The following is a 23,215-nucleotide window of genomic DNA, read 5'->3' on the forward strand; positions in this document are numbered from 1 at the left end:
CAATAATTGCGTTTTTAAATCGGCATGACGACGAACGATTATGAATCAATCCAATGACATTATTGCCTACCAAGGGCATAAGGGCGCGTATTCACATTTAGCCTGCTGCAGAGTTCATCCAGAATTAAGAGCACATGCCTGTGCAAGTTTTGCCGAAGCCATGTTTATGGTGGAACGTGGTGAAGCGCGTTTGGCCATGATTCCACTGGAAAACTCCACGGCAGGAAGAGTTGAAGAGATCTACCGCTTAATGCCTAAAACCCGACTTCATATTATTGATGAGCATTTTGAGCCAGTTAACCACTGCTTGCTCGCTCTGCCAGGCACTAAGCTTCAGGACCTTCGCACCGTTTCATCACACCCACAGGCACTCGCTCAGTGTGATGGCAATATCAAGTCCCTTAAGCTTGAGCAGACAGCTGCTCTGGATACCGCTGGTGCGGCTGAGGAACTTTCCCTTTCACGAAACCCAACGCACGCCGCGATTGCGTCGAGTTTAGCTGCCGAGCTCTACAACCTTGAAATCATCAAAGACAACTTTCAAGACGTAAATGGCAACACCACTCGCTTCATGATCTTGGCAAAAGAAAGCCGCATGCCTGCTTTTGAACCGGATAAGCGCTATTTAACCACCTTAATGTTTAGAGTTCGCAACATACCTGCAGCGCTTTACAAAGCCTTAGGGGGATTTGCGACGAATGGACTTAACATGGTCAAACTCGAAAGCTACATGTCATCAGACACAATGCAAGTGTCCAGCTTTCATTTGGATGTTGAAGGCCATCCACATCAACCTTCAATGCAACATGCTTTGCAAGAGCTAAACTTTTTTGCCAGTGAAGTCAGAGTGATGGGAACCTACCCCGCCCACCCTTTCAGAACATCATCTCTAAGCATCGAGATTTAGTTTTGATTTTTTTAGCAGGAATAGAGACAAAAAAATGGGTACTTATACACAATCAATATTAAAAAATTAGGGTTTACCCTATTGTGCACCGCACAAATTTAAACTATCTTTAAGGTGTCCTGTTCTACAGGGCATAGAAAGCTGACTCTCCTCTAGAGGCAGCTTTCGCATCCCATCTCTCAACTCTTCCTGAGTTGTATGCACTTTGCTTGCCCCTCTTATCGAGGGGCTTTTTTTTACAATCCCAGAACGGCGGTCGCTATAGCGAAATAGACTAGAATACCAGCGGCATCGGCAATTGTTGCCACTAAGGGAGCACTTGCTGTCGCAGGGTCTAAGCCCACTTTTTTGAGCACAAAAGGTAAACTTAAGCCTAGCAAACTACCCATCATCACCACAGCCACCATACTCAACGCAACAATGAGAGCAATATCCGGCCCTCCTCTAAAGGCACCTATCATCGAAACAGCGAGCGCCATTGTGCAGCCAAGCGCCAGTGCAATTGCCAGTTCACGACTAAAAAGCTTGAACCAGTCGGACATTTGCACATCACCTGTTCCCAAGCCCCTCACCATTAAGGTGGATGCTTGCGAGCCTGCGTTACCTGCACTGCCAATCAACAATGGCATGAAAAAGACCAATACTGCATATTTAGAGATAGTGTCCTCATAAATGGCAATACCTGCAGCCGTAAAGATATTGGCAAACACTAACAACAGCAGCCAAAAAATACGCTTTTTGTACAATGTAAAACCACTGGCATCTCTGAAGCTCCCTTCTAGGTCTCCGATTGAGCCGCTTTTTAAGATATCTTCCGTTGCTTCTGCTTCAGCAATATCCATCGCGTCATCATAAGTAACAATACCCACGAGTCGCGCCTGCTCGTCAACAACAGGAACGGCCAATAAGTCATAACGACTGATGCATTTTGCTGCGTTTTCCTGCGCTTCATTTGGGTCTAGTGTAATCAGCTCAGTGGTCATAATTGAGCTGATCGCAGCCGAAGGTTTGGTTAGAATCAGTTCTCTTAAAGAAAGGGTGCCAACCAACCTATGCTGCATATCCAAAACATATATTTGATAGATGGTTTCGGCATCAGGAGCTGTTTTACGCACCCGCTCTAACGCCTGTTCAACACTGCTTAGCTCAGGAACACTGCAATAGTTGCTGGTCATAATCGCACCAACCGTTCCTTCTGCATAACTCGCCATTCGACGAAGATCTTCACGTTCTTCCTTTGCCATTCGCTTTAACACAGATGTTTGGCGCTCTTCTGACATCATGTTAAACAGGTCTGCACGCTCATCTGATTCCATTGAAGAGAGTAGTTGAGCCAGTCCCTCAATGGTCATCTCCTCCGCAATTTCAAACTGCAGAGACATAGGTAAATAGCCAAAAATTTCGGCTCGCTCAGTTAGCACAAGATGAGCGAGCACCTTCAAACAAACATCAGTTGATTCATGTCGAAGAAATTCAGCAAGATCGGCAGGCTGGAATTCAGTTACCGTGTTTTCGATGGCAACCGTGTCTTGTTTTTCCATGGCGCTGCGAAGGGCGTTGGCAAGATCAGCGTAGGTCATAAAGGTCTCCGTTGTGCGAGCGTTACTCGCCGAAGACAGGTATCAGAAAGATACCCTTAGCGGGCGAACAAACTCGATGTCAAGGTTCTGTGAATGAGTAAGCAGCAACTGCTAGGGTCCATCAGAGTTCTCATTTGATTTAAGGGATAGTTAGGGTTCGCGAATATATTGAAAATCACTTAAATAGTCAACCTAAGCCAAAGTTTTTCAGACACTTGGCTTAGGTTACAAGAATCCTATGCATAGGGACTATTTGCGCAACAGGGCTTGAGCAGCTGTCTCTCCTACATAGGCTTTAAACTCACTGGAAATATGGGTCAGCCATGTATCTCCAGAGCGTTCTAGCATCAGCACTTTTAAGTTTTCACGCTCAGCAACCGCAAGACCAGCCTCAACACCCATGACCATCATCGCGGTTGCCCAGGCATCTGCACTGGCATTGTCCGGTGACAAAACCGTAACTGAGGCAAGGCTGTGATTGACAGGCCAGCCCGTCACAGGACTGATCGTATGTGAAAATCGCTGTCCATCCACTTCAAAATAATTGCGATAATCACCTGAGGTCGCAACCGACATATCTCGAATTTCAATGATATGATGCGCTTGCTGGACACCTTCGTGTGGCAACTCAATTCCCACTCTCCATGCCTCTTCTGCCGAACGCGCTCCTTTTGCAAACAAATCACCGCCGATATTCACCAGGTAGTGCTCGTATCCCATTTCTGAAAGATAACGCCCGACTTCATCAACGCCATACCCTTTCGCAACCCCCGACAAATCAACAAAAAAATTCTTTAAGCGTCGAGCCTGCCCTAGCTCTTCATTTAAAATCAACCAAGCGTATCCTGACTCATGAAGCCGCTCGTCAAGCAAATCTGGATCTGGGATAGCATCAGGCCGCCGCTCAGGACCAAAACTCCAAAGGTTCACCAAATTTCCAACAGTCACATCGAATGCACCCTGGCTTTTCTCTGAAATTGACTGACTTAACACCAACACCTGCATCAACTCTGGCGACAGGGGTTTCCACTCACCCACAGGATGGCGGTTAAAACCAATTAACTCAGAATCATCGCGATATGTAGACATACTTTTATCAACGGCCTGCAGACGCTCAAGAATTCCTTTGCGAAGGGTTGCTTGGACATCATCCGTCAGATTGCCAGAAAGCGTCACTTGCCAAAAAGTTCCAAAAATATGCCCTTCTAAGCGAGTCACCGTTTTTTCGGGCTGAGAAGGACTGCATCCAACAAGGACTAAGAGCAACAGTAACAAGGCGAGTGAGCAATAAGCGCGGTAAAAAGAGGAAGAAGACATGAGTTGATTTCCTAGAATTTAAAGCTTGTGCATGCGCTCAAAGCGCGCTTCCATTTTCTTGAGTAAACGTGCCACTGCAAAAAATGCAAAGGTCGCGGTTACACAAGTTGCAGCACCAAAGCCACCTTGGCAATCAAGCTTTACGGACTGCCCCTGTTTTGGTTTTTGATGGCAAACCTGTCCATCCGGTTGCGGATAGCGCAACTGCTCAGTTGAAAATACACAGTCAACGCCAAATTTCTCGGTCTTGGAGAACCCATAATGGCGACGTAAAACCGATCGAAGTTTAGCCGCCAAAGGGTCTTGAGAGGTTTTGGTTAAATCATCCACTCTGATTTGAGTCGGATCGATTTGACCACCGGCCCCTCCGATGGTGATGATGGGTATTTTACGGCGGCGGCAATGGGCAACCATAACGGCCTTATCACGCACACTATCGATTGCATCAACAACATAGTCGATATCAGAAGCAATTAGGTCTGATACATTCTCTTTACTTAGAAAGGCAGCAACCTCATGCACTTGGCAGTCAGGATTAATGTCTCGGATTCGAGCCGCCATCAACGTGGTTTTTGGCTGACCAACGGTAGATTGCATCGCATGAATTTGACGATTGGTATTACTTGTACACACATCATCCAAATCAATCAGCGTGATCTTACCTATCGCCGTTCGCGCCAGCGCTTCTGCCACCCAAGAACCAACGCCACCAATGCCAACGACAACAACATGAGACCGCGTAAAATGCTCAGTTAAACGCTCACCATACAAACGCTGCGTTCCACCAAAGCGCAAATTAAAATCATCAGACACGTTTCTCTGCCTTAAAAGCTATCGTCGGTTAATTCTGTGTATACGGGCTGACGGCACACCAAACAGCGACCTTCAATTGTGATAATGCCCTTATACTCATACTCAATCGGCTGATCCATGCCTAAATCGGCTTCTGAGCAATGATTGCACCAGGTATGCTGTAAAAAATCGGCTTTATCTTCATGTGAACGCTCTTCAAAATCGCGTGCAACCATGCCCTCAAGTGTTCCACTCAATGAATTATCGACCACACTACCAACCCATAACTTGTTTAACGAAAGGAATTGTAATTCGACGCTGGGCACTTAAAGATGCATGATCCAGCTTTTCAAGCACGGACAACAAGTGCGCCATATCACGACTGCCATGATGCAACAAATATCGAAGCACTTCTTGACTCAACTCAAAGCCCCTCTCAGCGGCTCTGGCTTTTAGTGCTAGGATTTTTGCTTCATCATCAATGGCATATGCATGCAGCACCATCCCCCAGAGCAATCGCGACTCCAAATCAACCAACGTAAGCCCTAAATGAGCAGGTGCTTTTTTTCCAGCGATTAAGAGCGTTTTTCCGGCAGCGCGCATCCGATTGTACAAATGAAATACCGCTTCTTCCCACTCTTTACGCCCAGCAATCAATTCAATATCGTCAATACACACCAGATCCAACTGGTCCATATTTTCAAAGATTGACGGATCATGATCAATTAAAGTTGCGATAGGCAAGTACACAGAGTGTCGACGGTGTTCATCAGCTAAATGGCAACAACTTTGCAAAAGATGTGAACAACCATGACTATGTCCACCCCAAAAATACGCATACTGCTCACCACGACCACTGGCCGCTTGCTTAAGCGTTGAGATCAATAAACCGTTATCACCCACTACAAAGTTTTCAAATCGCGCCTCATCACGAAGAGCGATGCCAAGAGGCAACTGAACAGGCGCCTTAACATGAGCCATAACTTAGTTCCAATCAAACTCCAATAAGGATTGCCCTCTAGGCACCAGACGCTCAAACTTGTTTAGCTGCTCGCTAATTTCGTCTCGATTTTCCACTTGCAATCTTAACACGACCACACCCTGACTGAACAACACAGGCTGAATCGCTGAACGATCAACCAACTCAGACAAGAGACTCGTTAGTGCTAGATAACTGGCTGCATCATGAACACCATACACACTCATTTGTAGACTGCCATCTTCTGGTTGGGGCAACTCAACTCGATCAGGACTCAGACTCTCGGTATCAATAGGTGCAGGACGCATACTCAAGTCCAGCGAAGGATCAATTAAACCCTCGTCTTGATCAAATAACTGCGTTTGCAACCACGCAACCAACGCATCAATCTGCTGCTCTATCTCACCTTCTGTCTCAAGCCGGGCTTGACCTTCTGGAGTGTACAACAACCACTGTGCGTTTAAGTTCACCCCCGGATCACGCCAGTGCCCTATCAGCAATTGATCCGGCTCGTAACGTGCCACACCGTCTAATAACGCTTGGATACGCGACTCAATCACATCCTGTTCACGCAACGCTTGTTGATCGACAAGATCCATCAAGGGCAACAAGAAAGTGTAAGCATCGCTGGAGTGCTCAACCAACGCGTGAGCAACAGGGTGGGCTGGACGTACAAAAAGACTCTGTTGGTCATTCGACTCAACCAACAAAACAAGTGTTTTTTTGGGGACAACGACTTCAGCAAAACCGACTTGAGCCTGCAAACCCAATACAACCACTAAAATTGCGTTTAAAAAACTCCGCATAACATTCGTTCAACACTCAATAAAAGCCGATAGCTGTGAATTAATTTATGTTCAACTTTAACACACAATAGCCCCTTCACCATCAACCTGATAAACTATTGTACTAAATTTCTATTGAGTCCATCCGGTTTTAAAGGTCAGGTACGTAATGTCAACAGGTTCTGAAAAAACTTCCCTAAGCTACAAAGATGCTGGTGTCGATATCGACGCAGGTAACGCGCTGGTTGAGCGTATCAAGGGTGTGGCCAAGCGCACAGCACGTCCAGAGGTACTTGGTGGGCTGGGTGGTTTTGGTGCGTTGTGCGAAATACCCGAAGGGTATAAAAAGCCAGTTTTAGTGTCAGGCACTGATGGTGTGGGCACTAAACTTCGCCTTGCGATGGATCTAAACAAACATGACACCATTGGTATTGACTTAGTAGCAATGTGTGTCAACGATCTTGTGGTGGCGGGAGCCGAACCCCTTCTATTCCTAGACTACTATGCAACAGGCCGCTTAAATGTCGACATGGCTGCGGATGTTGTCACTGGCATAGGCCGTGGTTGCGAACTCGCGGGCGCAGCTCTAGTCGGTGGTGAAACGGCTGAAATGCCAGGCATGTATGAAGGCGACGATTATGATTTAGCGGGCTTTTGTGTCGGCGTCGTTGAGAAGGACCAAATTATCGATGGCTCCTCAGTACAAGCAGGCGACAGCCTCATCGCGCTCGCGTCTTCTGGCCCTCACTCCAATGGCTACTCATTGATTCGTAAAATCATTGAAGTGTCTCAAGCTGACCTCCAACAGCCTATCGGTGATACCACCTTAGCGGCAGCTCTACTTGAGCCAACTCGCATTTATGTAAAATCCCTGCTCAGTTTGATTAAACAAGTCCAAGTCAATGCCTTATCCCATATCACTGGTGGCGGCTTACTTGAAAACATACCGCGTGTGTTACCCAAGTCCACCAAAGCCGTCCTCTTTACCGATAGCTGGCAGCTTCCACCTGTCTTCCAATGGCTACAAACCGCAGGCAATGTAGAAATTCGCGAAATGTACCGTACATTTAACTGTGGAGTGGGTATGGTGATCGCGGTACCAAGTCACACCAAGGATCAAGCACTCAGCTTACTTAGAGAGCTAGGTGAAAATGCGTGGGAAATTGGCGTTATCGAATCTGCTGATCCAGAAGAAGAACAAGTTGAAATGCGAGAAGGCCGCACGGCATGACACAGCGCATCGTTGTCTTGATTTCAGGCAGTGGCTCAAATCTTCAAACCTTGATTGATCACTCTCAAAAGGGTGATCTTCATGGTAATATCGTGGGTGTCATCAGCAACAAAGCGGATGCCTTTGGCTTGGTAAGAGCTCAGAATGCCAGCATTCCGAGCCTTGTCTTAGATCATAAGACATTCGCAAGCCGCGAGGACTTTGATCTGGCGTTAATCGAACATATTGATTCATTTAAGCCAGACCTCGTTGTTCTTGCAGGCTTCATGCGCATCCTCAGTGCAGAGTTTGTTCGCCGCTACCAAGGGCACTTAATGAACATTCACCCATCTCTGCTGCCTAGGTATAAAGGACTGAACACCCATCAACGCGCCCTTGATGCAGGGGATGCCGAGCATGGTTGCAGCGTGCATTTTGTTACTGAAGAACTAGATGGTGGACCTATCATCATTCAAGCAAAGACCCCAATATTAATGGAGGATGATTCAGCCAGCCTTCAGGCACGCGTGCATACTCTAGAACATAAGATTTATCCTTTAGCCGTGAGTTGGTTCTGCAGCGGTCGCTTACGCGTCACAGATGATGGCGTGATGCTAGATGACAACTGTTTACCCAGTTCTGGATTTGAACTCAAGGCCTAACCTACAGCATTTTGGGAGATTGTATGGGTGTAAGCAAGAAGTGGTTAGCGCTAACAACTCTACTGCTACTCTTGAGCTTTTCAGCAACAAGCTCTGCTCAAGCATCGCTTATATCCCTGCAGCCTTTCAAAGCAACCTATGCTTCAGAAATTGATGCCGCACTTACCATCAGTGGGGAAGCGTCTCGTGAGCTAACCCGTATGGATAACGGGGACTGGAAGCTGTCCGCGGTAGCCTCAGCAATGATGGCAAGAGCGGAAGAAACAACACAGATTCGCCTGGCTGATGGCTACATTCTACCGATCCATTACCACTATCACCGTCGCATTCTAGGCAAACGTAGAACGGCTGAGCTTAAGTTTGATTGGAATCAAAAAAAAGTCACAACCGACATTGACGACAAGCCATGGAAAATGAACATATCTCCCGGTGTTCACGATAAACTGAGCTATCAACTGCAAATACCTATTGATATTGCTGCAGGAAAAACACTCCTTTCCTACCCTGTCGCTGACGGTGGACATATACAAAACTACGTCTTCAATGTCATAGGACAAGAGCGCGTTTCAACCCCTGCCGGGGATTATGACGCCATTAAAATTGAACGTGATAGAGGTGAAAACTCCGATCGCGAGACATTTATTTGGTTAGCTCCAGAATTGAACTACATGATTATTAAGCTCACGCAAATTGAACCTGATGGCAATCGCATGAGCTTAATGCTTAAAGAGCTTTTAGTGTACGATTAACTTGCGCACTAAAAGCCTCAAGATAATGCAGGTATCAGATCGCTGTGGCAGGATATCAGAGACGCCAGACGCCCCTGAGACTTACGCTCTTCACGGATATCAACCAGTAAAATCCGCGCATCATCCAATGACAATGAAAGTGTAGAGCACTCTTGCCCTGTTTCCAGATCGTAATAAGGCGAAGAACTCATAATCCGCCGTTCAAAATCAGTAGCCCCTAATAACTGGTAAAAGTAAGGTCTCCAGCTCCAATTATGGCCTGCGTAAGCCGCATCTTCCACCCAAACACCCTGAGAGACGTCGTAGGTAAAGTTTGAAGAGATCTGGGTTCCATTGCGATTGCAAATATAAAACCGAAGAACATCTGGGTCTGGATGCCAAGTATTCAAGTTGTCCGTTCCACCACTGAGTAATAAATCTTTTAACAACATTAACTCACTGTGAAGGCCCTCAGTGTAAAACTGCCGACGCGCAACCTCATCAATGGCCATATCCAGGTGCTGACTGATGAGCTCCATCGTCTGCGCCTTCATGGAATCAACACCCATAAACTCGGCTCTTGCGGGTGAAAAGATAAACCCTTGAATATAGCTTGCATTGCAGTGCAAGGCGGCAAAAAATTCATCAGGCGTTTCAACACCTTCAAAAATCACTTTGCACCCTAATCGTGCACTCATCTCCCCAACCGTCTGCATAAGTGCACTATGAAAGTGCGTTTTAGGACCTCTTTGGAACATACGCATATCCAGCTTGATAAAATCTGGAGTAAATGCCAATACCCGATCCATCTGCTGAAACCCAGCGCCAAAGTCGTCATAGGCAATCTTGACCCCTTCCGAGCGATAACGCTCGGCAAATAAGCATATTCGGTCTAAATCACCATCGAGCTCTGTTATTTCAAGAACCACTTGTTCAGGGCGAACACCGACTTGCTTCAGCATCTCTAGGGTTGGCAACTCACCCGTTGCCGTAACGGAATTAATCCACTCAGGCGAGATATTCAAGGATAAAAACTGCCCCTGAGGCAATGAGTTGAATTTTGTTAAGGCCTGCAATCGGATATCTCTATCGAGACTTAACCGCTCTTCACGACTCAAACTTGAAGACGAAAATAAATTGGCCGCTGAAATAATCTGTCCCTGTACATCGGCGGTTCTAGCAAGGGCTTCATAGCCCGCCACTTCGCCACTGGCGATTTCAATGATGGGCTGAAACCAAGGGAATACGTTCATCTTAAGACCTTGTTGTGTAATGATTGAATGTTTCAATGAATCTAAACGTGTTTATTAAGCAAGTCATAGGCCACTCTCATCAATTGGTATAGTAGACTTTCAACCTGACCGCCAGCGCACTAGACTGAATTATAAATAAATATAAAAGGAGTACAGCATGACTAAAGTGCTGGTCGTAGATGATGAACCGAATATTCTTTTATCGCTAGAGTTTTTAATGGAGCAAGCTGGATTTACTGTGTTCACGGCTGAGGATGGCGAGACCGCCCTACAAAAAATTCACGAGCTCGACCCTAACCTTGTCCTCTTGGACATCAGCCTACCCGGTATCAGTGGTTTTGACGTACTCGCAGAGCTAAGAGAAAACGAACGTTTTCAACACCTCCCCGTAATTATGCTGACAGCACATGGGCGAGAGGTCGAGCGTGAAAAAGGCATGGCTCTAGGGGCTGATGATTACATAACAAAGCCTTTTTCAACCCAGGCTCTAGTTCAGAAAGTCAAAAACCTCTTACACACAGGTTAACATTATGCCAAAGCGTCAGCATTTACTTGGTATCTGGCTCGCTCTAACAGGCATCACAGCTTTGGTCTGTTTGATTTTAGGGCTGTTACTCGATTCCATTTTACCGACAACATCGACATCTCATCGCATAATGCTAGTAATCCTAGCCTGCATGACTCCTGTGCTAATGACACTTGGAGGGATAATTTTAGAACAAAATCTTTTTGCCCCCCTAAGACGACTACAAGTCCAGTTCTCGCGCTTAGTTGCTAATCCTGATGCAAACGATGATTTTACACCAGAAGGCTGGTTAAACCATTTAGCACCCGATTTCGACCACCTAAAAAAAGGCTGGCGAGAAGATCGACAAAAACTCATTTCAGCAAGACAATCGGGTGCGGAAGATGCCATGCGCATTCGCCACGAGCTTGAAGCTGTCGTTCAGTTTCTTGAGGTCCCCCTACTCCTATGCGACCAACACCAGCGCGTTTTAATGCTAAATCCCGCGGCTGAGGCTTTGTTTCATGATCACCCTGCACTTGGACTGGGCCGCCACCTACAACAACTACTCCCTTTACCCAATCTATCGGAAACCCTCAAAAAACTGCCTGTTGATGGCAGTCCTCGTCAACTGCTTCTCCACCATGAAGACAGATGGCTTAGATGCAACATACGGCGAGTAAGCGCTAACCAAGGTGAAGCCCTGCTAACCCTAGAGGACACAACAGAAGCGCACACGACTCACCAACGTTGGCGCCAACCACTTGCCGAGCTACTGCCCAAACTTAGAGGCCATGCCGCAACCTTATCAACCACAGCGGAAGCACTCTCCAGCGCTGCAAACAACAGCCTGATTAAAGAAAAACTTGAAAATGCAATGCACCAAGAAAGCCAAAAACTAGGGGGATTAATTGATCAACTTGCGCATCTTTTAGAGTCTTTACAACTTGATCAAGGCCGATTAAGCGACACTTGGTCAAATGACTTCATCAGTGCGTTGGTCGACAGCTGGCAAAACTCCCATGTCATGATTGTCCCAATCGGCATTCCTGCATGGTTTCGTGCCGACAGCCCAACACTTTTAGCCATGCTTGAACGCTTGTTACCTGAGCTCATTCAAACCACTCAAGCGTCAAGCATTGAGTTTGAGATTTGCCTTGGCAATAAGCGTGTATACCTAGATATTATCTGGAAAGGAGCCGCCTTAACGCAGCAGACATTGGAAACTTGGAGAGATTTACCTCTAAGTGAGCAACCTCTCGCTCCTCGCATCTGCGATGTACTCAACCAACATAACTCAGATTGGTGGTCTCTGCCCGACCATGACCGTGAACATGCTCGTCTGCGTATTCCTCTACCGGCTACCGACCGACATGCAGAGCCCAATAAATCCATTCAACCTAGACCCGAGTTTCATGATTTCAGTATCGCCGACCTCCCCCCACCCAAAAGTGAACTGGCTGATCTAAACCTCAACCAACTTGAAATGATTGTCTTTGATACAGAGACCACGGGGCTAAAACTGCGTTCAGGCGACACGATTGTCAGTATTGGAGCCTGCCGAGTTGTCAACGGACGACTACTGGCAACAGAGAAGTTTGATCAGCTAGTCAACCCAGAACGCCCCATTCCAGCAACAAGCACGGCTATACATGGTCTAACAGATGAAGATGTCAAACACGCCCCTCCCTTAAAAATTGTCCTGCCTCGCTTCAGAGCCTTTATAGGCCAAGGTGTATTAGTAGCTCACAATGCCGCATTTGATCTTTTAGCCATTCAAATGCATCAAGAGGAGTCAGGCGTTGTGTTTGACATGCCCATTCTTGATACTCTACTGCTATCGCGCGTCATTGATCCTGATATTGATGAGCATAGCTTAGATGCATTGGCGGAACGCTTCCAAATACATTTTCCTGCAGGCACCCGCCATACGGCACTCGGCGATGCCCGCGTAACGGCCGAACTCCTGCTGACATTACTTCCAAGGTTAGAAGCGCGTGGTGTTCATACTCTTCAACAGGCACTCGCCCTGCAAGCGAAGGCAGAAACCATCAGAGTAGGCTAAAGCCCCATGCAAAAAAAAAGCTTATCCAGCCGCATGATCGCCATCGTCCTATTATGTGGCCTGTTGTTTTCACCGCCGTTCATTTTCTTGTTTGACACTCCGTCAAGCTCAGGACTGTCACGCCTAACCATTTGGATATTTTCCGTTTGGCTTGGCATCATTCTTATCGCTGCCTATTTTTTGGAAACCTCTGATGAGTGAAGCCATTATTCTCGTCTTTGCATTTGGCTACTTGGCACTGCTCTTCATAATCGCTGCTTTTGGCGATAAACGAGCTGAACAAGGACGGTCCATCATTGGTTCCCCAACGGTATATACCTTATCCATTGCCGTTTATTGCACCGCTTGGACGTTTTATGGAAGTGTAGGTCGCACGACTGAAGCAGGCCCCAGCTTTTTATTAATTTATTTAGGGCCAACACTGATTATGCTCAGTGGCTGGATGCTGATCCGCAAAATGGTACGGATTGCTAGAGCGCAACGCCTAACCTCCATTGCAGACTTTATCAGCGCTCGCTATGGAAAGAGCCAACGCATTGGCGCCATCATTACCGTTATTGCAGTGATCGGGATCATCCCATACATTGCGCTTCAGCTGAAAGCCATCACCTATAGCTACTCAATTCTTGCAGACTTTAACCTACCCACAACAGACGCAAGCCAATCAATGCTGTTCTTTGCCGATAAATCTTTTTGGATTTCGCTCGTACTGGCCGTGTTTATTATTTTATTTGGAACGCGGCAACTCGATGCCAGTGAGCGCCATGAAGGAATGGTCTCAGCCATCGCGTTTGAGTCTTTAGTTAAGCTCATGGCGTTCTTAGCCGTGGGTATCTTTGTCACCTTTTATCTGTATGCAGGTCCTGTTGACCTATTTGAACAGGCTGCTAACCATCCAGCGCTCATGTCGACACTCGGTCTTGAAAAAATTCCTGGTGGCGCTTCCGGTTGGGTTGGATTGCTGATTTTATCCATGCTCGCATTTATCACACTACCACGACAATTTCAGGTAATGGTGGTCGAAAATGTTGATGAAAGTCATATCAAACGCGCCTCTTGGATGTTTCCTCTCTACCTACTGGCCATCAATATTTTTGTCATTCCTGTCGCGCTGGCAGGCATGATGTTAAACGATCCCAATCTAAGTCCGGATAGCTACGTCTTGACACTGCCCCTGATTGAAGGCGCTAAAACCTTACCGATGCTGGTATTTATCGGTGGCTTATCAGCTGCAACAGGAATGGTTATCGTTGAAACCATTGCGCTCTCAACAATGGTCAGCAACCAGTTAGTGATGCCCATTCTATTACGCTGGCGGCGCTTGCATCTTGATCGACAATCGGATTTGAGCCCTTGGCTGCTGGGAATTAGGCGCATCACAATTCTATTCATACTCTTACTTGGGTATTTGTATCATGCACTCATAGGGGAGTCCTACACCCTTGTAACGATTGGCTTGGTTTCATTCGCCGCCGCCGCACAGTTTGCCCCGGCACTTTTATTAGGACTGTACTGGCGTGGCGCCACTCAAACAGGGGCTATGATAGGATTGATCGGGGGGTTTATTGTATGGTGTCATACCTTGTTAATTCCGGGTTTTGCCCAATCTGGATGGATTGGAATTGAACTCATTACCCAAGGACCTTGGGGTATCGAAGTACTCAGGCCCTACCAATTGTTTGGATTTGACGGCTTAGATATCTATACCCACTCCTTGTTTTGGAGCTTGTTCGTCAATATAGGATTAATTGTCCTAATTTCCCAATTCACCCGACAAACACAATTTGAACAAACGCAAGCCGCCATCTTCTGTGGAGCTCTCGAACAAGACCAGCTACATACACCTATGTGGCATGGACACACCAGCCGCGGTGAATTACATGAACTCGTCCATCGATACTTGGGCGCCTCCGCAACTGAGCGGCTTTTTTCTTCATTTATTCATGAGCAACGAACCGGCGGTGCAGAAGACCCTGCTTCTCCAGCGTTGATTAATGCGGCTGAAAAACAATTAGCAGGGTCTCTTGGAAGCGCGTCCGCACGCGTTCTGATTAACTCAGTCGTTAAAGGAGAGGCCTTAGATCTACAGGCCGTTTTAAGCATTTTAGATACAACCTCGCAAACGCTCGAATACAATCGTCGTTTAGAACAAAAATCTACCGAACTATCCCTAATCGGCAAAGAGCTACGTGAAGCCAATGATCGACTGAGAGAACTCGACAGACTCAAAGATGAGTTCATCGCTATGGTCAGCCACGAACTCAGAACCCCACTGACATCAATACGCGCATTTGCCGAAATACTCAGAGACACACCCAACATTGCTTCAGAAAAACGCGCCCATTTTTTAGATGTGATTGTGAGAGAAAGCGAACGACTGTCACGGTTAATAGAAGAAATTCTTGATTTAGCCCGAATCGAATCGGGGCGTATGCAGCTGAAACCCGAGCGCATTAATTTAATTGAAGCCCTAGAGCAATCAATTGAGGCCGTTATTCGTCTTTATGAAGAGCGAGACATTAAAATCCAAGTAAATCTATGTCTGGAGGAGGCTTGGGTGATTGCAGACACTGATCGACTACAGCAAGTGATTATAAACCTGTTGGACAATGCTCGTAAATTTGCGAACTCAACGAAAGGAAAAGTTAACGTCACACTCACTCAAAACAAACGTTGCTTTCGACTCAGTGTAGAAGACAATGGAGAGGGAATACCTCAAGACCAACGCGAGCTGGTGTTCGAAAAATTTCATCAAGTTAAGCAAGGCAATCAAGCTAGACCCAAAGGACGCCCAAAAGGGACAGGATTAGGCTTGCCTATTTGCCGCGGCATCTTAGCCCATATGGGAGGGCGGCTCTGGATTGATGACCCCGCCTCGCTTGAAGGGGCTCATATCATAATGGAATTACCGAAAGCACCTGATCTATGAACGCATCGCTACTCTTCCAGACTAAATCAGACGGAAATACGCGCTTTCTTTTGCAACTCCTTAATGGATAGTAAACCTAAGCGCAACACCTGCTTACTCATAGGATTCAATGTTCGTAAATCCACCCAGCCATCGATCGGACGCCCCTCTTTAAAAGCGCTCAATTGCGAGTGAAGCAGGAGATCTTGTATATGATGCAACGACAGCAGCAACGCCTCTGCATGATCCTGATGAATCACCCTCTGCTCGGCCAAGGCCGCTAAACGCGCTTGGCAACTTTGCTCACTTACGCCCTTTCTTAGCGCAAGTAACCTCAAGGCGGCTTGCAAAGGCAATAATCCTTGCTTCTTTAGATTAATTGCATCTTGATGGGGTGTCTCTTTCCCATCGCCATGAAGACGTTCAAAACGATCCAATGCCACGGGAGTCTCATCCAACAACTCGCTCATTTCATGTAAAAACAAACCCGCTCTTGGCATTCGGCTCAATGCATACTCACGAAACGCATCAGCTAATGAAGAGTCACCAAACACAGGTTTGAAATCCAACAAAATATTGGAAAATTGTACCTGACGAACGGTTCTGCGAGACGTCCATTGCCTGAACTGTTCACACCACTGAGATAGCGTCTTACGCCACAGAGGCCAGCGCGCCATAACATGCCCTTTACATAACGGGATGCCTACTAAATCTAATTTATCGGTAAAGCGCTCTGATAATGTCTGAAACCAAAGATCGATTTCCCCCTGTCGAGCATCTGGATAATCTTCAATAATCAAAGCATTGTCTTGGTCAGGGTTTAATAAACTCTCGGATCGTGCTCCCGAGCCCATACACAGCACACAAAATCGACAGGGTGCTTCACCCCAACCTTGCTGCTGCATTTCAGCAATGGACTCTTGAATAGCAAAACGATAAAGCCAATCATTATGATCACTTAGAATTTGACTGATGTGCCACGCTGGCAACTGTAACTCCATCAAAGCTTCAACAAGCGGAACTTGCAAGGCTTTAACACGCGTTACATCAGATGAAGACATCGCACTTAAGACACTGGCAAGTCCCGATAGACAATCCGGCCAACCTTGGGTATCCGGTAAACGAGTCTGAGAAAACAGCATTCTCCAGCCCAACACAAGGGCGCGTTGCGTTTCGAACATGTCTATTTCCTTTAATTATTATTCGCTAGGTATAGCGCCTAAAGGTTCTGCTGTCTTTTAGCCTCTAGTCTTATTCGCTTGTCTGCCTGTTGGGCTCAACGGACTCTTGATCTGGATCACAAATACAAGATAAATCGCTCATAAGATTGCAATTACCTCATTAATAAAGTGATAATGGCATCAAATTTTGGTTCGTCATATTAATTGCAGGATTGTGGGTTTTTTATGCAATTGAGAAAAGTTTATTTACCTAAGCACTTAACATCCGCTCTTCCCCTACCACACTTATGTGCTCTACTGATCGCTGTTTTTTTGCTGGCTTCTGCTTTCCTTATGCCAGAGACATCAAATGACGAGACCTCTGTAAGTGTCAAAATGAATGAAGACCCGCATGACTTTGCTCAAGAAATACGTCTTGATGCTGAATTTAGTGATATTTTTCACGATGAGAACCTGCTCACATTTGAGCATGAAATCGCACTCGATGTTGTCGAAACCGTCGAGGAAGAGCCTGGCATCGTCCGTTATTCAATTGAAGCAGGCGATACGCTCAGTTCTATTTTCGACAAATTTGAAATCGGCCAAACCATCATGTATCAAATTCTAGCTGCGGACGAACAAGTACTCGCGCTAGACATTATTCGGCCCGGACACCACTTAACCTTCCGTAAAGACCTTGAAACATCTGACCTGCTAGAGATGGAGCTCTTTATTCATGCAGGCAATCGCGTTATTTATCGTCGCGTTGACGAGACGATGTTTGAATTTGAGGAGCTCATTAATCCGGGGGTCTGGGAACAAGAAATTATTGCTGGCGAAATCTACGGAAGTTTTTATGTCTCTGCCATTCGAGCGGGTCTAACAAAATCTGAAATCCTCGAAGTCAATAAACTGATGGGGGAACAAATCGATTTTAATAGACAAATTCAAGCCGGTGATCGATTTCAGATTGTACGCAGTTCGCAGCGTGTCAACGATGAACATACAGGGCAATCGACTATCGAAGGCATCCGCTTACAACAAAATAGATCGACCTATACCGCCTTTTTGTTTGAAGATGGAAACTATTACGATGCAAAAGGTGAAAGCCTAACACGTGCATTCCGACGCATTCCTCACGATCAGAATTTCCGCATTAGCTCACCTTTTAACCCAACACGCCTTCATCCAGTGACACGACGTGTCGCTCCCCACAATGGGACTGATTTCGCTATGCCCATTGGCACCCCCGTTGTCAGCATCGGTGATGGTGTTGTTACACGTGTCGAAAATCATCCATTTGCAGGCAAGTATATTGAGATCCAACACGGCTCTACCTACAAGACCCGTTATTTACATTTAAATCGTCAATTGGTGAAGCGTGGTGACACCGTTAAACGCGGCCAACGCATCGCTCTCTCAGGCAACACAGGCCGCTCGACAGGCCCCCACCTACACTTCGAACTCCATGTTAACGGTAGGCCTGTAAACCCGATGACCGCTAATCTTCCGATGGCACTTTCTGTTCCTAGAGAGCAACTGGCGAAGTTCAACCAACGGGTCGAACAACTGGTTAGTGTGATGGAAGTCGCTAGCCAAGAGCAAATTGCAATGCGCTCTCAAAATGCTAACCAACCTGGAAGCTAAGTTGTACTTAAATGAACAACTTTTTGAAACACTCTCTAATGAAGCATAAGAATAGAGCTTCGTCCTTTTTTAGATCACTATGAAACGTCAATAATGGAACTCGATTTATCCATTCTCATGCTACTGGGGCTTGCCGGATTTGCTGCCGGATTTGTTGACTCAATCGCGGGCGGAGGCGGTTTAATCTCAATTCCGGCTTTGCTAGCAACTGGCATGCCTCCTACTATGGCGTTGGCAACAAACAAACTACAAAGTAGTTTTGGGGCTTTTACAGCGACATTATTTTTTTGGCGAAAGGGCCTCATTAAACTATCAACAATGAAGCTTCCCATTTTTTGCACATTCATTGGCAGTGCCTTAGGGACACTCTTAGTGCAACGTGTCGACTCTGGCTTTTTAAGTCAACTATTACCCTTCTTACTCATGGCATTTGCCATCTACTTTTTACTCTCTCCTCGAATCACCAATGACGATAGTGAACGACGTTTATCACACTCGGCTTTTGCTTTACTGATTGGAACAAGCGTCGGATTTTATGATGGCTTTTTTGGGCCAGGCACTGGCTCATTTTTTGCGTTTGCATTTGTTGCACTTGCTGGCTTTGGCTTAGTGAAAGCGACAGCACATACCAAGCTTTTGAATTTCACATCCAACCTCGCATCCCTTCTTTTTTTCACCTTTGCCGGCCAAGTTTTATGGAGTGCCGGCCTAGTCATGGCTGCAGGACAAATTTTAGGCGCCCGCCTCGGCTCAACGTTAGTTATTAGCCAAGGTACCCGCTTAATAAAGCCCCTACTTGTCAGTGTCTCCATGATTATCTGTGCGCGCTTAATTTGGCAGCAATACGCTTAAACCCACCTGAGTAAATTAAATAAGATTGAAGAAAACACGACAAGATACTGTTAATATTTAGTCTGACACTTTTGACACGTAGGTTACGCGCATGATGACATTCGAGAAGCGTTTATTCTCTTTTTTAGTGAGACACTCAACACGCTCATCATTAACCCAACGACACCCTGCTTTGGCCACATTGTTTGCTGTATCGGCTATTTTGATGCCCATACAAGGATTAGCGCAGGGCTCACCTGCCGGTTTTCGTATACTCGCAACTCCTCAAGTCCTGGCCCACCCAGAGGGTGGAGAACTGCTACAAGCTTATGTTCCCGCTAATTGGCATTCAGTCTATCGAGAGTGGCTTAACAACCGTGGAGTGGATGAACTTGTCCCCCAAGAACAAAACCTTATTAATTGGAAGCAAATGCTCGCATTCCAAGTCATCGACAATCCGGTGTTACTGCCTCAACACTATCTTAATGATCTGAAATCCACCCTGAGTAAGGAGTGTCGTTTCAGTTACTCTCAACCCCTGCAAACCGTAACGCAACCTCGTTATGAAAGTGCAATGATTATTAGCTGGTGTGGACAAGTCCTTGATGCAGCCTGGGGCGAAATTATTCTGACGCGTGTCATTCGAGGTGAATCAGCTCTTTACACCCTGAGTAAGTCTTGGAGAACCATTCCCTTTTCTTCCGTTAACGAAATCGGATTACCCAATGCGGAAATACAACATTGGCAAGCAACTTTAAACCGCTCAAATATTTGTAACATGCGGGATCAAACCTGCGCACAATAATGCCAATATAGCTCAACACATGTTGCACTCTGCAACCCTGCTAACATCTCGAAAGGAGACGGGGCCGCCCCATTGCATACCATGAGACATATTTTTTTAAGCTGCCTACTTATCCCAATCAGTCCTCTTGCCCAAGCGAGCTTGGTAAACTATTTCAAAACTGCTGACGGCCGCACCAATTGGCAATACATTGCAAACTTTTCGAGCGGCGTTTTAATAATACTATTGTCCGTGGCCGCTTTTTTTCTATTCATGACTTGGAGAAAAGCATTTAAGACGAACAAAGAACTAACACTGATTAAAGGTCAACTTGAGGAACGAGTCGTTCAACGCACGTCTGCACTAAAATCCTCACAAGCCTATCTAGACGATATTCTATGTTCACTCCCTCTTATGCTCATCGGTTTAGATAAACACCATCTCATCACCCAATGGAACAACAAAGCAGAAGCAATTTCTGGAGTCAGTCGTGAACAAGCGCTGGGCACGCGGTTATGGGATACGTACCCCACGTTAAATATCACCGAAGAGCATCTCAACAGCGCCCTTAATAGCCGAGAAGCCGTGTATATTAAGCAAAGCCAAAATGGTCTGTATTATTTCAACATAACCATTTACCCCTTGCACAATCAGATGGACGCGGGCGTTGTTATTCTGATTGATGATGTTACCCAAAAAATCTTAGCTGAAAACATGCTGATCCATAACGACAAAATGTCTTCCATGGGCGAGCTAGCCGCCACTATGGCACATGACATTAACGCTCCATTACAAGGAATACTTTTGGATTTGTCGAGTTTTCAAGGATTACTGACATCAGGTCAACTTATGGCAGAAAACTCATCATGCGGTAAAGAGATCCAGCGACTCAACCACCTTCTGGCAGACGCATCGGAAAAAGGTCGGAATGTCACCGCAATCATTAACAATTTACTCACCTTTGCCCGTAAGCGTAGTGATATTCGCCAAGCCGCGGATCTAACTGAAATTACCCAACATGCCTTAACACTTGCCGGTGATGTACTTACGTCTTCCGACTACCTTAACTTCTCTGAAATCCGGATTGAGAAATCATTTGATACTCACCTACCGAAAATAGCCTGCTATATCATTGAAATGCAACAGGCATTGCTAAGCCTGTTCCGGCATACTTACGATGCTCTCATTGCAGCGCGTACAACCAATCCTCTTATTCGAATAGAGATTGAACGGATATATGATGCTATCTGGATTAAGATTCATCATAACGGAGCGACGCTATCGGATGATGAGCAAATGACACTGTTTGAACCTTTTTTCAATAACCCTTCCGATTCAGCAAGTGAAGACATGAGTAAACGCCTGTCTTTTGCGCACTTCATCATTACCGAGCAACACCAAGGACATATTGCTGTGACCTCCGATCCTCACTATGGCACAACCTTTAATATCCAGCTACAGGTGCATTAATATGAAGGACACGTCTCTGATTTCCGTAAAGAACTTGTCGATTGCTTTTTCAAATAAAACAGTCGTTGATAACGTCAGCTTCGAAATAGCACCGGGTGAGTGCTTAGCATTGGTTGGTGAATCAGGTTCAGGTAAATCAGTGACAGCTTTATCTATTTTACAGCTATTGCCGAAAAACATAACCCGCTACCCGAGCGGTGAGATACTGTATCGAGGAGAATCATTACTGAATGAACCAGAAGAGCGTCTAAGAAACGTTCGAGGAAACAAAGTAAGCATGATCTTTCAGGAGCCCATGACCTCACTCAATCCATTACATACGGTTGAAAAGCAATTGGCTGAGTCTTTACAGTTACATCAAGCATTGAAAAAAGCAGAGATAAAATCGCGAAGTTTAGAACTGCTTGCACTCGTCGGAATCCCTGCTCCAGAAAAACGACTCAAACAATACCCTCATGAACTTTCAGGTGGATTACGTCAGCGTGTAATGATTGCAATGGCTCTTGCAAACCAACCAGAACTTTTGATTGCGGATGAGCCAACAACAGCCTTAGATGTCACAATTCAAAAACAAATACTCGAACTGCTGCGCACTCTCCAGACAAAACTCAATATGGCCGTACTGCTGATCACTCACGATTTAGGTATTGTGAAGCATTTTGCTGACCGTGTATGCGTCATGTGCAAAGGGAAGCTTATTGAAACCCAAAGCACTGAATTACTGTTTAATCACCCCCAACAAAGCTACACGCAAAAATTACTATCAGCAGATCCTTCTGGCCAACCTTACCCCCTAAAACCGAATAGCCCTGTGATTTTAAACGTTCGTCAATTAAATGTATGGTTTCCCATCTACACCGGTTTATTTAAACGCGTCACCGATTACCACAAAGCCATCACAGGCGCTGACTTTGAGCTTAGAAAAGGAGAGACTCTCGGAGTTGTGGGGGAATCAGGCTCAGGCAAAACAACTTTAGCCCTGGCCATCCTACGTTTAATCCAATCGTCAGGTGAAATACATTTTCAATCTCACCCCTTGCACTCACTCACGCAAAAGCACGTCAAACCCTTACGTAAGCAAATGCAAATTGTGTTTCAGGACCCATTTGGCAGCCTGAGCCCTCGAATGTTGATCGGAGAATCGATTGCCGAGGGGCTTGAGGTTCATGGCGTTAAAGACCCCAACGAAATTCGGCGGCGTGTTGAAGAAGCCTTGGTTGATGTGGGCCTAGAACCGTCATCGGCTGAGCGCTACCCCCATGAGTTTTCGGGCGGCCAACGTCAACGCATTGCCATTGCCAGAGCCCTAGTACTCCGTCCCGACCTTATCGTCCTCGATGAACCTACCTCTGCTTTAGACCGCACGGTACAAAGACAAATCGTCGAACTTCTCAGAGAGCTACAAAAGCGTTATGAGCTCAGCTATCTGTTTATCAGCCATGACTTATCCGTTGTTAAAGCACTTAGTCATCGCGTCATGGTGGTTAAAGATGGGATTACGGTTGAATCAGGGCTCACAGATGAAGTCTTTGCATCGCCCAAACACCCCTATACACAATCGTTAATGAATGCAGCCTTCGCACTTCACTAAACACCTACAAAAAACCCCAGCACTTGGCTGGGGTTTTTGTT

21 protein-coding genes are annotated in these 23,215 nt (G+C 46.1%); 13 read left to right on the forward strand and 8 right to left on the reverse strand.

All coding sequences use genetic code 11. The annotated features are described in order from the left end of the window. The first annotated feature begins 40 nt into the window (after positions 1–40). Positions 41–907, forward strand: a complete 867-nt coding sequence (locus F5971_RS15705; protein ID WP_193495931.1) for a prephenate dehydratase — start codon at positions 41–43, stop codon at positions 905–907. A gap of 236 nt (positions 908–1,143) precedes the next feature. Here F5971_RS15705 and mgtE read toward each other — a convergent pair whose 3' ends face one another. From mgtE to F5971_RS15735, 6 genes are all read right to left on the reverse strand, one after another. Beyond that, positions 1,144–2,487: a magnesium transporter gene (mgtE, locus tag F5971_RS15710; protein WP_193495934.1), complete on the reverse strand. Its 1,344-nt coding sequence runs from the start codon at positions 2,485–2,487 to the stop codon at positions 1,144–1,146. A 249-nt stretch (positions 2,488–2,736) separates the two neighbouring features. After that, positions 2,737–3,804, reverse strand: a complete 1,068-nt coding sequence (locus F5971_RS15715) for an FAD:protein FMN transferase (protein ID WP_193495936.1) — start codon at positions 3,802–3,804, stop codon at positions 2,737–2,739. A gap of 18 nt (positions 3,805–3,822) precedes the next feature. Next, positions 3,823–4,617 (reverse strand): tRNA cyclic N6-threonylcarbamoyladenosine(37) synthase TcdA, encoded by a 795-nt coding sequence (gene tcdA, locus F5971_RS15720; protein ID WP_193495939.1) that lies wholly within the window; start codon positions 4,615–4,617, stop codon positions 3,823–3,825. A gap of 11 nt (positions 4,618–4,628) precedes the next feature. Beyond that, the gene (locus tag F5971_RS15725) at positions 4,629–4,868 is read right to left on the reverse strand and encodes a hypothetical protein (protein WP_237748554.1); all 240 of its coding nucleotides are present in this window, start codon (positions 4,866–4,868) and stop codon (positions 4,629–4,631) included. 1 nt (position 4,869) lies between these two features. Then, on the reverse strand, positions 4,870–5,577 hold the full coding sequence (hda, locus tag F5971_RS15730) for a DnaA regulatory inactivator Hda (RefSeq protein ID WP_193495941.1): 708 nt from the start codon (positions 5,575–5,577) through the stop codon (positions 4,870–4,872). A 3-nt stretch (positions 5,578–5,580) separates the two neighbouring features. Then, entirely contained in the window at positions 5,581–6,381 is an 801-nt protein-coding gene (locus F5971_RS15735; protein WP_036509808.1) for a DUF2066 domain-containing protein, read from the reverse strand. Positions 6,382–6,529: 148 nt separating this feature from the next. Here F5971_RS15735 and purM point away from each other — a divergent pair, with 148 nt between their 5' ends. From purM to F5971_RS15750, 3 genes are read left to right on the forward strand one after another with little or no spacing between them, the layout of a single operon-like run. Continuing rightward, a complete protein-coding gene (gene purM / locus F5971_RS15740; RefSeq protein ID WP_193495944.1) occupies positions 6,530–7,591 on the forward strand; it encodes a phosphoribosylformylglycinamidine cyclo-ligase in 1,062 nt (353 codons plus the stop codon). Then, positions 7,588–8,232, forward strand: a complete 645-nt coding sequence (gene purN / locus F5971_RS15745) for a phosphoribosylglycinamide formyltransferase (protein WP_036509804.1) — start codon at positions 7,588–7,590, stop codon at positions 8,230–8,232. Before purM ends, purN begins: the two co-directional genes overlap by 4 nt. A 23-nt stretch (positions 8,233–8,255) precedes the next feature. Beyond that, positions 8,256–8,981 carry a DUF3108 domain-containing protein gene (locus F5971_RS15750; protein ID WP_051514328.1) on the forward strand — a complete coding sequence of 242 codons (726 nt, stop codon included), beginning with the start codon at positions 8,256–8,258 and terminating at the stop codon, positions 8,979–8,981. A gap of 17 nt (positions 8,982–8,998) precedes the next feature. On the opposite strand, the gene F5971_RS15755 is transcribed toward F5971_RS15750, so the two are convergent. Next, the gene (locus F5971_RS15755; protein ID WP_036509802.1) at positions 8,999–10,213 is read right to left on the reverse strand and encodes an EAL domain-containing protein; all 1,215 of its coding nucleotides are present in this window, start codon (positions 10,211–10,213) and stop codon (positions 8,999–9,001) included. Between the two features lie 157 nt (positions 10,214–10,370). On the opposite strand from F5971_RS15755, the gene F5971_RS15760 reads away from it, so the two are divergent. Genes F5971_RS15760 through F5971_RS15775 form a run of 4 tightly spaced genes read left to right on the forward strand, consistent with a single transcriptional unit; the run spans position 10,371 to position 15,712 of the window. Further along, on the forward strand, positions 10,371–10,739 hold the full coding sequence (locus F5971_RS15760) for a response regulator transcription factor (RefSeq protein ID WP_193495946.1): 369 nt from the start codon (positions 10,371–10,373) through the stop codon (positions 10,737–10,739). Between the two features lie 4 nt (positions 10,740–10,743). Further along, positions 10,744–12,783, forward strand: a complete 2,040-nt coding sequence (locus tag F5971_RS15765) for a 3'-5' exonuclease (RefSeq protein ID WP_193495949.1) — start codon at positions 10,744–10,746, stop codon at positions 12,781–12,783. A gap of 6 nt (positions 12,784–12,789) precedes the next feature. After that, positions 12,790–12,984 carry a hypothetical protein gene (locus tag F5971_RS15770; RefSeq protein ID WP_036509798.1) on the forward strand — a complete coding sequence of 65 codons (195 nt, stop codon included), beginning with the start codon at positions 12,790–12,792 and terminating at the stop codon, positions 12,982–12,984. Beyond that, positions 12,974–15,712: a sensor histidine kinase gene (locus F5971_RS15775; RefSeq protein WP_193496021.1), complete on the forward strand. Its 2,739-nt coding sequence runs from the start codon at positions 12,974–12,976 to the stop codon at positions 15,710–15,712. The genes F5971_RS15770 and F5971_RS15775 overlap by 11 nt, the downstream gene beginning before the upstream one ends. Positions 15,713–15,738: 26 nt before the next feature. On the opposite strand, the gene F5971_RS15780 is transcribed toward F5971_RS15775, so the two are convergent. Continuing rightward, entirely contained in the window at positions 15,739–16,872 is a 1,134-nt protein-coding gene (locus F5971_RS15780) for a DUF294 nucleotidyltransferase-like domain-containing protein (protein ID WP_036509796.1), read from the reverse strand. A gap of 375 nt (positions 16,873–17,247) precedes the next feature. Between F5971_RS15780 and F5971_RS15785 the strand changes: the two genes are divergently transcribed. From F5971_RS15785 to F5971_RS15805, 5 genes are all read left to right on the forward strand, one after another. After that, positions 17,248–18,498, forward strand: coding sequence for a peptidoglycan DD-metalloendopeptidase family protein (locus F5971_RS15785; protein ID WP_157682264.1), 1,251 nt, complete (start codon positions 17,248–17,250; stop codon positions 18,496–18,498). Between the two features lie 93 nt (positions 18,499–18,591). Next, on the forward strand, positions 18,592–19,350 hold the full coding sequence (locus F5971_RS15790) for a TSUP family transporter (protein WP_193495951.1): 759 nt from the start codon (positions 18,592–18,594) through the stop codon (positions 19,348–19,350). Between the two features lie 91 nt (positions 19,351–19,441). Further along, positions 19,442–20,134: a hypothetical protein gene (locus tag F5971_RS15795; protein ID WP_193495953.1), complete on the forward strand. Its 693-nt coding sequence runs from the start codon at positions 19,442–19,444 to the stop codon at positions 20,132–20,134. 252 nt (positions 20,135–20,386) lie between these two features. After that, complete coding sequence (locus F5971_RS15800; protein WP_237748551.1) at positions 20,387–21,583, forward strand: two-component system sensor histidine kinase NtrB; 1,197 nt, start codon at positions 20,387–20,389, stop codon at positions 21,581–21,583. A gap of 1 nt (position 21,584) precedes the next feature. Continuing rightward, a complete protein-coding gene (locus tag F5971_RS15805; protein ID WP_036509793.1) occupies positions 21,585–23,174 on the forward strand; it encodes an ABC transporter ATP-binding protein in 1,590 nt (529 codons plus the stop codon). The last annotated feature ends 41 nt before the right edge of the window (positions 23,175–23,215 follow it).

It is taken from the genome of Nitrincola alkalisediminis (assembly GCF_009821115.1).
Lineage (GTDB): Bacteria > Pseudomonadota > Gammaproteobacteria > Pseudomonadales > Balneatricaceae > Nitrincola > Nitrincola alkalisediminis.

What these genes read in the sequence shown, in the direction of transcription:
- F5971_RS15705 (WP_193495931.1), top strand. Translation starts at nt 41, where the DNA reads ATGAATCAATCCAATGACATTATTGCCTACCAAGGGCATAAGGGCGCG.
- mgtE (WP_193495934.1), bottom strand. Translation starts at nt 2,487, where the DNA reads ATGACCTACGCTGATCTTGCCAACGCCCTTCGCAGCGCCATGGAAAAA.
- F5971_RS15715 (WP_193495936.1), bottom strand. Translation starts at nt 3,804, where the DNA reads ATGTCTTCTTCCTCTTTTTACCGCGCTTATTGCTCACTCGCCTTGTTA.
- hda (WP_193495941.1), bottom strand. Translation starts at nt 5,577, where the DNA reads ATGGCTCATGTTAAGGCGCCTGTTCAGTTGCCTCTTGGCATCGCTCTT.
- F5971_RS15735 (WP_036509808.1), bottom strand. Translation starts at nt 6,381, where the DNA reads ATGCGGAGTTTTTTAAACGCAATTTTAGTGGTTGTATTGGGTTTGCAG.
- purM (WP_193495944.1), top strand. Translation starts at nt 6,530, where the DNA reads ATGTCAACAGGTTCTGAAAAAACTTCCCTAAGCTACAAAGATGCTGGT.
- purN (WP_036509804.1), top strand. Translation starts at nt 7,588, where the DNA reads ATGACACAGCGCATCGTTGTCTTGATTTCAGGCAGTGGCTCAAATCTT.
- F5971_RS15750 (WP_051514328.1), top strand. Translation starts at nt 8,256, where the DNA reads ATGGGTGTAAGCAAGAAGTGGTTAGCGCTAACAACTCTACTGCTACTC.
- F5971_RS15755 (WP_036509802.1), bottom strand. Translation starts at nt 10,213, where the DNA reads ATGAACGTATTCCCTTGGTTTCAGCCCATCATTGAAATCGCCAGTGGC.
- F5971_RS15760 (WP_193495946.1), top strand. Translation starts at nt 10,371, where the DNA reads ATGACTAAAGTGCTGGTCGTAGATGATGAACCGAATATTCTTTTATCG.
- F5971_RS15765 (WP_193495949.1), top strand. Translation starts at nt 10,744, where the DNA reads ATGCCAAAGCGTCAGCATTTACTTGGTATCTGGCTCGCTCTAACAGGC.
- F5971_RS15770 (WP_036509798.1), top strand. Translation starts at nt 12,790, where the DNA reads ATGCAAAAAAAAAGCTTATCCAGCCGCATGATCGCCATCGTCCTATTA.
- F5971_RS15780 (WP_036509796.1), bottom strand. Translation starts at nt 16,872, where the DNA reads ATGTTCGAAACGCAACGCGCCCTTGTGTTGGGCTGGAGAATGCTGTTT.
- F5971_RS15785 (WP_157682264.1), top strand. Translation starts at nt 17,248, where the DNA reads ATGAATGAAGACCCGCATGACTTTGCTCAAGAAATACGTCTTGATGCT.
- F5971_RS15790 (WP_193495951.1), top strand. Translation starts at nt 18,592, where the DNA reads ATGGAACTCGATTTATCCATTCTCATGCTACTGGGGCTTGCCGGATTT.
- F5971_RS15795 (WP_193495953.1), top strand. Translation starts at nt 19,442, where the DNA reads ATGATGACATTCGAGAAGCGTTTATTCTCTTTTTTAGTGAGACACTCA.
- F5971_RS15800 (WP_237748551.1), top strand. Translation starts at nt 20,387, where the DNA reads ATGACTTGGAGAAAAGCATTTAAGACGAACAAAGAACTAACACTGATT.
- F5971_RS15805 (WP_036509793.1), top strand. Translation starts at nt 21,585, where the DNA reads ATGAAGGACACGTCTCTGATTTCCGTAAAGAACTTGTCGATTGCTTTT.